General features: G+C 41.2%; 12 protein-coding genes and 2 tRNA genes. All 14 read left to right on the top strand.

The features are described from left to right. The first annotated feature begins 272 nt into the window (after nt 1–272). The 14 genes from B3473_RS05550 to B3473_RS05485 all read left to right on the top strand — a co-directional run bounded on the left by B3473_RS05550 (nt 273) and on the right by B3473_RS05485 (nt 10,833). Entirely contained in the window at nt 273–1,505 is a 1,233-nt protein-coding gene (locus B3473_RS05550; protein ID WP_235281105.1) for an efflux RND transporter periplasmic adaptor subunit, read from the top strand. Beyond that, nucleotides 1,505–2,215, top strand: coding sequence for an ABC transporter ATP-binding protein (locus B3473_RS05545; RefSeq protein ID WP_167829263.1), 711 nt, complete (start codon nt 1,505–1,507; stop codon nt 2,213–2,215). Before B3473_RS05550 ends, B3473_RS05545 begins: the two co-directional genes overlap by 1 nt. 11 nt (nt 2,216–2,226) lie before the next feature. Then, on the top strand, nt 2,227–3,456 hold the full coding sequence (locus tag B3473_RS05540) for an ABC transporter permease (RefSeq protein WP_154454589.1): 1,230 nt from the start codon (nt 2,227–2,229) through the stop codon (nt 3,454–3,456). Between the two features lie 171 nt (nt 3,457–3,627). Beyond that, nucleotides 3,628–3,900, top strand: coding sequence for a 30S ribosomal protein S16 (gene rpsP, locus B3473_RS05535; RefSeq protein WP_003065322.1), 273 nt, complete (start codon nt 3,628–3,630; stop codon nt 3,898–3,900). An 18-nt stretch (nt 3,901–3,918) separates the two neighbouring features. Then, on the top strand, nt 3,919–4,161 hold the full coding sequence (locus tag B3473_RS05530) for a KH domain-containing protein (RefSeq protein ID WP_154454590.1): 243 nt from the start codon (nt 3,919–3,921) through the stop codon (nt 4,159–4,161). A 93-nt stretch (nt 4,162–4,254) separates the two neighbouring features. Further along, nucleotides 4,255–4,326 (top strand) — tRNA-Gln (locus tag B3473_RS05525). A 31-nt stretch (nt 4,327–4,357) separates the two neighbouring features. Next, a tRNA-Glu gene (locus B3473_RS05520) sits at nt 4,358–4,429 on the top strand. A gap of 79 nt (nt 4,430–4,508) precedes the next feature. Then, nucleotides 4,509–5,027, top strand: a complete 519-nt coding sequence (gene rimM, locus B3473_RS05515) for a ribosome maturation factor RimM (protein ID WP_154454591.1) — start codon at nt 4,509–4,511, stop codon at nt 5,025–5,027. Further along, nucleotides 5,017–5,754, top strand: a complete 738-nt coding sequence (gene trmD / locus B3473_RS05510) for a tRNA (guanosine(37)-N1)-methyltransferase TrmD (RefSeq protein WP_154454592.1) — start codon at nt 5,017–5,019, stop codon at nt 5,752–5,754. Before rimM ends, trmD begins: the two co-directional genes overlap by 11 nt. 68 nt (nt 5,755–5,822) lie before the next feature. Further along, on the top strand, nt 5,823–6,005 hold the full coding sequence (locus B3473_RS05505; protein WP_264879804.1) for a GrpB family protein: 183 nt from the start codon (nt 5,823–5,825) through the stop codon (nt 6,003–6,005). Between the two features lie 81 nt (nt 6,006–6,086). Further along, nucleotides 6,087–7,085 carry an NAD(P)/FAD-dependent oxidoreductase gene (locus B3473_RS05500; RefSeq protein WP_154454627.1) on the top strand — a complete coding sequence of 333 codons (999 nt, stop codon included), beginning with the start codon at nt 6,087–6,089 and terminating at the stop codon, nt 7,083–7,085. A gap of 129 nt (nt 7,086–7,214) precedes the next feature. After that, the gene (locus B3473_RS05495) at nt 7,215–7,964 is read left to right on the top strand and encodes a DeoR/GlpR family DNA-binding transcription regulator (protein WP_264879526.1); all 750 of its coding nucleotides are present in this window, start codon (nt 7,215–7,217) and stop codon (nt 7,962–7,964) included. After that, complete coding sequence (gene pfkB, locus B3473_RS05490; protein ID WP_154454593.1) at nt 7,961–8,872, top strand: 1-phosphofructokinase; 912 nt, start codon at nt 7,961–7,963, stop codon at nt 8,870–8,872. Before B3473_RS05495 ends, pfkB begins: the two co-directional genes overlap by 4 nt. Continuing rightward, nucleotides 8,869–10,833 carry a PTS fructose transporter subunit IIABC gene (locus B3473_RS05485; protein ID WP_235280705.1) on the top strand — a complete coding sequence of 655 codons (1,965 nt, stop codon included), beginning with the start codon at nt 8,869–8,871 and terminating at the stop codon, nt 10,831–10,833. The genes pfkB and B3473_RS05485 overlap by 4 nt, the downstream gene beginning before the upstream one ends. Nucleotides 10,834–10,896 lie beyond the last annotated feature (63 nt).

The following is a 10,896-nucleotide window of genomic DNA, read 5'->3' as shown; positions in this document are numbered from 1 at the left end:
AAGAGAACTCGACTTAACAAGACACCACTACTTTAACATAAAAGAAAAAGTAGAGAGTACTTTCTCCCGTCGGAGATTTTCTCGCTACTAATCTTAGTATGTTTTTGACGTTCAAAAGCAAATCTTACAAAAGTGTAAGATAGGTCAGATGTTTTTTAGCTATAATAGAATTGACAGATAGTTTTAACGTTTTAGCCTTGACACCCATTGTTATAAAACGTATAATTGTCTTATAAAAATAATACAAACCTATTGTGGAATAAAGGAGAATTATGTCTAGAAGAAGTAAAACGACGATGTCGAAAAGAAACAAGGTGATTATTGGGGCAGCCATTGGTTTGTTTGTAGTCGCTGGAGCTGGTCTTCTATGGTGGCAACAGGGCAAAGACAGCAAAGAAGCAGAGGAAGTGACTTACAAGACCAGTACGGTCACAGAAGGCTCTATTTCCTCATCAACCCTCTTAACAGGTACTGTTAAAGCCCTTCAGGAACAATATGTTTATTACGACAGCACCAAAGGGACAGAAGCTAGGCCAACCGTTTCAGTAGGTGACCAGATTACAACAGGGCAACAATTAGTGCAGTATGACACCACAACGGCGCAGGCTGCCTATGATGCCGCTGTTCGTAACCTTAACAAAATTGGCCGTCAAATTAATTACCTAAAAACATACGGTAATTTGCCAACCACGACAGCATCAACGGATGAAGAAACTGGTGAGCAAACGACTGTTACGCAAGCACCATCTGCTCAAGCAAATGCACAGTACAACCAACAACTGCAAGATTTAAATGATTCTTACGCCGATGCTCAAGGCGAAGTTAACAAAGCTCAACAAGCCTTGAACGAAACAGTTGTCGTGAGCGATGTTTCAGGAACGGTGGTAGAAGTCAACAGCTATATTGACCCATCTTCAAAAAACAGTCAAACCTTGGTTCATGTGGCGACAGAAGGTCAGTTGCAAATTCAAGGAACTTTGACAGAATACGATTTGGCAAACATCAAAACAGGTCAAACCGTTAAGATTAAATCAAAAGTTTACCCAGACCAAGAATGGACTGGTACCATTTCTTACGTGTCGAATTATCCAAACCAAACTAGCGATACAGCCAGCGCAGCAAGTGCTTCGTCTGACTCAACAGCCAGTTCAACTTATGACTATAAAGTTGATATCAACGGTGATATTTCAAACTTGAAACAAGGCTTTACCGTATCTGTTGAAGTGGTCAATGACACTAAAAACAAACTGGTTCCAGTGAAGGCAGTGATTGCTGAAGGTGAGAAAAACTACGTTTGGGTTTATGACAAAGACACGCAAAAAGTCAGCAAAGTTGAAGTCACTCTTGGTAGTGCCGATGCGAAAGAGCAAGAAATTTTGAGTGGCTTAGAAGTTGGTCAAACGGTTATTGCTAATCCTAACGATCGCCTAAAAGACGGTGAAACAGTTGATGATGTGGTTGCTGACAACGCGACTGTTTCAGATGAATCAGGGGAGAGTGAGTAGTGACAGAAGAAAGAAAAGTTTTAATTGATCTTAAAAATATTGTCAAATCCTATAAGAACGGTGATCAAGAATTGCAGGTGCTAAAAGGTGTTGACCTAAAGGTCTATGATGGGGAATTTTTAGCCATCATGGGCCCTTCAGGGTCTGGTAAATCAACACTGATGAATATCATCGGATTGCTTGATAGACCAACATCAGGTGACTATGCCCTAAATGGCAAGCAGGTTGAAGAATTGAAAGAAAAGGAATTGGCCAAGGTTCGAAATGAAGAAATCGGCTTTGTTTTCCAACAATTCTTCTTACTTTCTAAATTAAATGCTTTGCAAAATGTGGAATTGCCACTGATTTATTCAGGTGTGGGGGCTGGGAAACGCCGCCAATTAGCCAAGCAATTTTTGGAAAAAGTCGAACTGGGTAATCGAATGCAACATTTGCCATCGGAATTATCAGGTGGACAAAAGCAGCGTGTGGCAATTGCCAGAGCCTTGGTTAACAATCCGTCTATCATTTTGGCGGACGAACCAACAGGAGCCTTGGATACGAAAACCAGTGAGCAAATCATGCAACTGTTGACAGAGTTAAATCAAGAAGGTAAAACCATTGTCATGGTAACACATGAGCCTGAGGTCGCTGATTTTGCAACGCGTAAAATCATTATCAGAGATGGTGAGATTACCAAAGATACGACTGACAGCGTCAGAATTGATTAGGGGGAAAAGACATGGAAAATTGGAAATTCGCCCTAAGTTCAATCATGGGGCACAAAATGCGCTCGTTCTTGACCATGCTGGGAATTATTATCGGTGTGGCATCTGTTGTGGTGATCATGGCTTTGGGACAAGGCTTGACCAAGCAGATTACCGATATGTTTTCAGCTGATACGCGAGATGTTCAGATTTATTATGTGACAAAAGATTCTGATAGCGATAGCTTTTTTGATGATACGAAATCGACTTCGCAAGATAAGGGGCCTAAGATTCAAGAAGAATGGCTCCAAAAGATTGCTGCGGATGTGCCTGGTGTTCAAAATTATTATGTGACTAATTCGACCACTTCAACGGTTTCTTATGTCAATAAAAAAGCGAAAAACGTTAATATTACAGGGGTTAATCGCACCTATTTTGACGTTAAAAAGTACAAAATTGTAGCAGGACGTAGTTTCCGTGCCGATGATTATTCGCATTTTTCACGCATTATCATGCTAGACACCAAATTAGCGGTTAAATTATTTGGCAGCAACGACAATGCCTTAAACAAACAAGTGTCTGTTGGTTCTAAATCCTACTTGGTTGTTGGGGTGTATAAGGATCCTAATGCAGGTTCAGCTCTTTATGGTATGGCTTCTGGTGGAAATGCCATTATGACCAATACCCAACTGGCAGCAGAATTCCATATGAATGAGATTGAAGGGGCTTTTGTCCATGTCAATGATGCCAAGGAATCTACTGAGGTAGGTAAGCAAGCTGCTAAAATGATGACCCAATTGTCAGGTGTCAAGGTGGGGCATTTCACCATCTATGACATGTCCAAACAAATTGACCAAATTAATTCGGCTTATGGCATGATGACGACGGTTATCGGTGCCATTGCAGGTATCTCCCTCTTAGTTGGTGGTATCGGTGTCATGAATATCATGCTGGTATCCGTGACAGAACGCACACGCGAAATCGGCTTGCGTAAAGCTTTGGGTGCTACACGCCGAAAAATCTTGACCCAATTCTTGATTGAATCAATGGTCTTGACATTATTGGGTGGTTTGATTGGTTTGGGATTAGCGGTTGTTTTGACCAATATTCTGGGCAATAGTATCGCTGAAATCAAGCCATACATTTCGATCAATGTGGCTATCGGTAGCTTGATTTTCTCTGCTTTGATTGGTATGGTCTTTGGTATCCTACCAGCCAATAAAGCAAGTAAATTAGACCCGATTGAAGCTCTTCGTTACGAATGATATAAGCTTAGAAAAGGGACTCCAAACACTATTGGATCCCTTTTTCAATATTTTTAAACTCTGTCAAGTTTTTTTCTTGACACCCCTAGGTTTTATGTTATAATAAGTAAAGTGAGTTAGTGGCAAGGCTATTAACTTAGACAAAAAATATAGAAAAGAGACTTAATACTAATGGCAGTAAAAATCCGTTTAACTCGTATGGGTTCTAAGAAAAAACCTTTCTACCGTATCAACGTAGCTGATTCACGTGCTCCACGTGATGGTCGTTTCATCGAAACAGTTGGTACTTACAACCCACTTGTAGAAGAAAACCAAGTAACTTTGAAAGAAGATCGTGTTCTTGAATGGTTGTCAAAAGGTGCTCAACCTTCAGATACAGTTCGTAACATCCTTTCACGTGAAGGCGTTATGAAAAAATTCCACGAATCAAAATTTTCAAAATAATAGAGTAAGCTAAAGCCTATGGATACCATTGAAAATCTAATTATCGCTATTGTGAAACCCTTGATTTCACAACCAGATAATCTTATTATCAAAATTAAGGATACACCTGAGTTTTTAGAATACCATCTTGATTTGGATGCTCAAGACATTGGTCGTGTGATTGGTAAAAAAGGTCGTACCATTACAGCGATAAGATCGATTGTCTATTCGGTACCAACTCAAGGTAAAAAAGTAAGACTCGTTATTGATGAGAAAGAGTAGTTGTTTCTGCTCTTTTTCTATTTTTTTTTGAAAAAATATTCAAAAAGGTATTGACACCTTAGCTAAACTAGGGTAAAATAGTTTTTGTTGTTTTGGGGTATAGCCAAGCGGTAAGGCAAGGGACTTTGACTCCCTCATGCGTTGGTTCGAATCCAGCTACCCCAGTGAGTTCATTGGTGGTAACATCATTGATTTTGGTCCGTTGGTCAAGGGGTTAAGACACCGCCTTTTCACGGCGGTAACACGGGTTCGAATCCCGTACGGACTATCTTGACCAGTTGCGGTGGCAGCTGGTTTTTTATTGCCATCATAGTAAAATGATAAAGATTAAGTTAAGTGGAGTAAGCATGAATTATTTTAACGTTGGAAAGATTGTCAATACCCAAGGGTTACAAGGTGAAATGCGTGTCTTGTCAGTGACCGATTTTACAGAAGAGCGTTTTAAAAAAGGCTCAAAATTAGCAATTTTTGATGACAAGGACCAATTTCTTCTTGAGGTGGAAATTGCCAGCCATCGCAAGCAAAAGAATTTTGATATCGTGAAATTCAAAGGAATGTACCATATTAACGATATCGAAAAATACAAAGGTTGCACCTTGAAAGTTGCTGAGGAAAATTTGTCTGATTTGGATGAGGGCGAATTTTACTACCATGAAATCATCGGACTAGACGTTTATGAAAACGATGTTTTAATTGGTCAGGTGAAAGAAATCTTGCAACCTGGTGCCAATGATGTGTGGGTCGTAAAACGCCAAGGCAAACGTGACTTGTTGCTGCCTTACATTCCGCCAGTTGTTCTTAACGTTGATATAGCGGGTAATCGTGTGGATGTGGATGTCTTAGAAGGACTTGACGATGAAGATTGATATTTTAACCCTTTTCCCAGAAATGTTTGCCCCGCTGGAGCATTCGATTGTTGGGAAAGCGACGGAAAAAGGCTTGTTGGAAATCAACTACCATAATTTCCGTGAAAATGCAGAAAAAGCTCGTCATGTGGACGACGAACCTTATGGTGGTGGTCAGGGAATGCTTTTACGCGCACAGCCTATTTTTGATACTATTGATAAGATTGATGCCAAGAAGCCGCGCGTGATTCTCTTAGACCCAGCAGGTCGGACGTTTGACCAAAGCTACGCCGAAGAATTAGCTCAGGAAGATGAATTGATTTTCATTTGTGGGCACTACGAGGGCTATGACGAACGTATTAAGACCTTGGTGACAGATGAAATTTCCTTGGGGGATTTTGTCTTGACTGGTGGAGAGTTGGCAGCGATGACGATTGTGGATGCGACTGTTCGTTTGATTCCGAGCGTTTTGGGCAAGGAAGCCAGCCACCAAGATGATTCCTTTTCATCAGGGCTTTTGGAATTCCCGCAATACACGCGTCCTTATGATTTTCGTGGCATGAAGGTGCCTGATGTCTTGATGAGTGGTCACCATGAAAACATTCGCAAATGGCGCATTGAACAGAGCTTGCGTAAGACTTTGGAACGCCGTCCTGATTTGCTGGAAAATTATCCTTTTACCAAGGAAGAAGAAAGTATTTTTCAAAAGATTCTCGCAGAGAAAGACGCGAAATCAGAAAACTTGTGATATAATAAAAAGATATGCATGACTGTATATCTTTTTATTTTTGAGGAGGTTTTGATGCGGACTAAAGAGTGGTTGTTCTTTCTTATAGGCCCTTTACGTATTCTAGAAAAGAGCATTTGCAATGCCATCATCTTTATGTGTGTCCTGAACATTCGCCTGAGTTGAAACGGCACCTTACTTTTCGTGTTTATTTGCGCAGTCATTCTGACGTTGCTGCGACTTATGGAGCAGTCAAACAAAAAACAGCGTAGCTATTTCCTCAAAATATTGACCGTTATATGGCTCACAAATCATCAGTCATCGAAGAAATCTATAAGGAGTTGGAGAGATTAATGTCAGAAAATCGTGAAATATATGATATCACTATTGTCGGTGGGGGTCCTGTGGGACTTTTTGCAGCCTTTTACGCAGGTTTACGTGGGGTTTCTGTAAAAATCATTGAAAGTTTGTCGGAGCTTGGTGGACAGCCTGCCATTCTTTATCCAGAAAAAATGATTTACGATGTGCCTGGTTTTCCTGAAATTCCAGCTGCAGATTTGGTGGAAAATCTCATCAAACAATTGCAACGTTTTGAAGATAGAACAGCCATTTGTTTGAAAGAGGAAGTGAAGGCTTTTGAAAAAGAAGGGGATATTTTCACTATCGAAACTAGCAAAGGGCAACATTTTTCACGTGCTATCGTTATCGCTTGTGGTAATGGTGCTTTTGCACCGCGCATGCTTGGGCTAGAAGGTGAAGATTTCTACGCGGACAATAATTTATTCTACAACGTGCACAAACTTGACCAATTTGCTGGCAAAGATGTGGTGATTTGTGGTGGCGGTGATTCTGCTGTGGACTGGGCTAATCATTTAGATGGTTTGGCAAATAGTGTGACTATCGTTCACCGTCGTGAGGCTTTCCGTGCCCATCAGCATAGTGTTGAATTACTGGAACAATCAAACGCCACCATTTTGACGCCTTATGTGCCACTGAATTTGGAAGGTGATGGTACTTTTGCTAATCGTTTGACTGTTCAAAAGGTAAAATCAGATGAAACCATTGATTTGCCATTAGATGCTTTGATTGTCAGCTTTGGTTTTTCAACGTCTAATAAAAACCTCAAAAATTGGAACGTGGACTACAAACGCTCTAGCATCAACGTTTCACCTTTGTTTGAAACCAGCCAGCCAGGGGTTTATGCTATTGGCGATGCGGCGAATTATGAGGGCAAAGTTTCTCTCATCGCGACAGGTTTTGGTGAAGCACCAGTAGCAATCAACCAAGCTATTCAATACATTTACCCTGACCGTGACAACCGCGTTGTTCACTCAACATCTTTAATTGATTAAAACCAATCAGACCTAGGTAAACTTGCCTAGGTCTTTTTTTTGATAAAAAATGATAGAATTTGATTGAAAGCGCTTGACATCTTTTTATAAAAGAGTATAATATAAAATGTAAACGATTTCAGGGGAGTGATTAAGATTCTTAAGTCTAAACGAAAACAGTTGATTATGGCAAAACTTTCCAAGGATAAGTTTGTTAATATCGAAGACTTAGTGACCCTCTTAGACACCTCAGAATCCACTGTTCGTCGTGATTTAGATGAATTGGAAAGCGAGCATAAGTTGCACCGTGTTCATGGTGGGGCAGAGTTGCCTCGTTCTCTCAAAGAAGAATTTACCATTCAGCAAAAATCTATCAAAAACGTTCAATACAAGGAGTGTGTGGCTCAAAAAGCGGCTTCTTTTATTTCGGATAATGATGTGATTTTTGTGGATGCGGGGACGACAAATGAATTGTTGCTTAATTATATTACACAAACAAATGTAACCGTTGTCACGAATTCCATTCATCATGCCGCGAAGTTGGTCGATAAGGATATCAAGACGATCATTATTGGGGGTCATGTCAAACAGACGACAGACGCTAGTATTGGCACGATAGCTTACCAGCAAATCAAGCAATTGAACTTTGACAAAGCCTTTTTGGGAATCAATGGGATTGACGAGCAATTTTTGACTACTCCAGATTTGGAGGAGGCTGTGATTAAAAAAACAGTGATTGAAAATGCTCGAAAGACCTTTATTGTGACAGATTCTTCCAAAATCGGTCATGTGTCTTTTGCAAAAGTAGCTGCTATCGACAATCTTGGAATTATCACCAATCAATCCAACAGTACACTTATGAAAAAAATAAAAGAGAAGGCGAAGGTAATTGAAGTATGATTTATACTGTAACACTTAATCCATCCATTGATTTTATTGTCCGTTTGGATACTTTAACCATTGGAGAAGTGAATCGTATGACAAGCGATGACAAGTTTGTTGGCGGTAAAGGGATTAACGTTAGCCGTGTCTTGAAACATCTGGGAATTGACAATACTGCCACAGGTTTTATCGGTGGTTTCACAGGACGTTTTATCACAGATGGCTTAGCTGCTGAAGGCATTGCGACACAATTTGTTGAGGTTGCTGACGATACTCGTATCAATGTCAAAGTCAAGGCTGGCGAAGAAACGGAAATCAACGGTGCCGGCCCACGTATCTCAGATGAGAAATTAGCTGAATTGGAAAGCATTTTGGCAGGTTTAACAAGTGATGATACGGTGGTCTTTGCGGGTTCTGCCCCAAGCAGCCTAGGTAACCAAGTGTACAATACCTTGATTCCAATTGCTAAACAAGCAGGGGCTGAAGTGGTGTGTGACTTTGAAGGGCAAACCTTGCTAGATGCCTTAAATTACCAACCGCTCTTGGTTAAACCTAATAATCATGAATTAGCTGCGATTTTTGATGTCACCTTAAATGGTCTTGCCGATATTGAAAAATACGCTCGTGAATTGTTGGCAAAAGGGGCTAAAAACGTGATTATTTCAATGGCAGGAGATGGAGCTTTGTTGGTCACACCAGAAGCTGCCTACTTTGCCAAACCAATTAAAGGAACAGTTAAAAATTCTGTTGGTGCGGGTGACTCAATGGTTGCAGGATTTACAGGCGAATATGTCAAATCAGGTGACCCAATTGAAGCCCTTAAATGGGGTGTCGCTTGCGGGACAGCAACTACATTTTCAGATGACTTGGCGACAGCCGAATTCATAAAAGAAACTTATCAAAAGGTAGAGGTGGAGAAACTATGAAAATTCAGGACTTGCTCAGAAAAGATGTCATGATCATGGATTTAAAAGCAACCACGAAAGAGGCTGCGATTGATGAAATGATTACCAACCTTGTCAAACACGGTGTTGTAACAGACTTTGATGTGTTTAAACAAGGTATTATGAACCGTGAGGCGCAAACATCAACTGGTTTAGGAGATGGGATTGCCATGCCTCACAGTAAAAATGAAGCGGTTAAAGAAGCAACAGTGCTTTTTGCCAAATCAAGCAAAGGTGTGGACTATGAATCATTGGACGGTCAACCAACAGACTTGTTCTTCATGATTGCTGCTCCAGAAGGGGCTAATGACACCCACTTAGCAGCGCTTGCGGAATTGTCAAAATACCTTTTGAAAGATGGATTTACTGATACCTTACGAAAAGCGACAACGCCTGATGATGTGATTGCTGCCTTTGATGCGGTTGAAAAAGAAAACGAAGCTAAAGCAGCAGATAAAAGCACGCCAGTTAGCAGCGAACGCCCACTGATTGTTGCTGTTACAGCTTGTACAACAGGAATTGCCCACACTTATATGGCAGAAGAAGCCTTGATTAAAAAAGGTGATGAAATGGGTGTAACCGTTCGTGTTGAAACCAACGGTGCCTCAGGTGTTGGTAACCGTTTGACTGGTGATGAAATTGCACGAGCAAAAGGGGTTATCATTGCAGCGGATAAAGCAGTTGAAATGGGTCGTTTCAATGGCAAGCCATTGATTTCACGTCCAGTAGCTGACGGTATTAAAAAATCAGAAGAACTTATTAATGAAATCCTTGACGGCAAAGCAAGCATTTACAACGGTGCTGGTGGTACTGCTGCAGAAGCCGAAGAAGAAAACCTCAGCTTGGGAGCAGCCTTCTACAAACACTTGATGAGTGGTGTATCTCAAATGCTACCATTCGTTATTGGGGGCGGGATTCTCATTGCCATTTCATTCTTGATTGACCAATTTATGGGGGTGCCTAAAGACCAATTAAGTCACCTTGGTAACTACCATGAAATCGCTGCTGTCTTTAACCAACTCGGAAATGCAGCCTTTGGCTTCATGATTTCTGTCTTTGCAGCTTACATTGCCTACTCTATCGCTGAAAAACCTGGTTTGGTAGCTGGTTTCACAGCTGGTGCGATGGCAACATCAGGGATTGCTTTTGGTCGTATCTCTTATTACAGTGTCGCTAGTGCAGCAGAATTGTCTAGCAACCAAGTCGCTTCAGGTTTCCTTGGTGCCCTTGTTGGTGGTTTCTTAGCAGGTGGTGTTATTTTAGCCCTTAAGAAGGCGCTAGCATTCTTACCGAAATCACTTGAAGGAATCAAATCTATCCTTCTTTATCCACTTCTTGGTGTGCTTATCACAGGATGCTTGATGCTCTTTGTCAACATCCCAATGGCCGCAATCAACACTGCTCTTTATGGTTTCCTTGATAGCCTATCTGGTAGCTCTGCTATTATCCTTGGACTTATCCTTGGTGGTATGATGGCCATTGATATGGGTGGACCTTTCAACAAAGCTGCTTATGTCTTTGGGACAAGTAGTTTAACAGCCGCAGCCCTTGCTAATGGTGGTTCAGTCGTTATGGCAGCCGTTATGGCAGGTGGTATGGTACCTCCTCTTGCAGTCTTTGTCGCTACACGTTTGTTCCAAAACAAATTCACAGAAGAAGAACGTGACGCAGGTCTAACAAACATTGTTATGGGCTTGTCATTCATCACAGAAGGAGCTATTCCATTTGGTGCAGCTGACCCAGCTCGTGCCATCCCAAGTTTTATGGTTGGTTCAGCAGTAACGGGTGCCCTTGTCGGAGCATTTGACATCAAATTGATGGCACCACACGGCGGAATCTTCGTCTTTCCCTTGACAAGCAACTGGGTTCTATACCTTGTCGCAATCATTATCGGTGCTATTATTTCAGGACTTCTCTTCGGTGCCCTTAGAAAAGCAAAATAAGTCTTTTATGAATCTAACACAGAACTCCTACGGGAGTTCTTTTAGCATCTCGAGATATAGTTT

The organism is Streptococcus sp. UBA632 (assembly GCF_002300045.1).
In the GTDB taxonomy this organism is placed as follows: domain Bacteria; phylum Bacillota; class Bacilli; order Lactobacillales; family Streptococcaceae; genus Streptococcus; species Streptococcus alactolyticus.
Note: the sequence above shows the minus strand (reverse complement) of the source record. Positions and strands in the feature narration are given on the sequence as shown.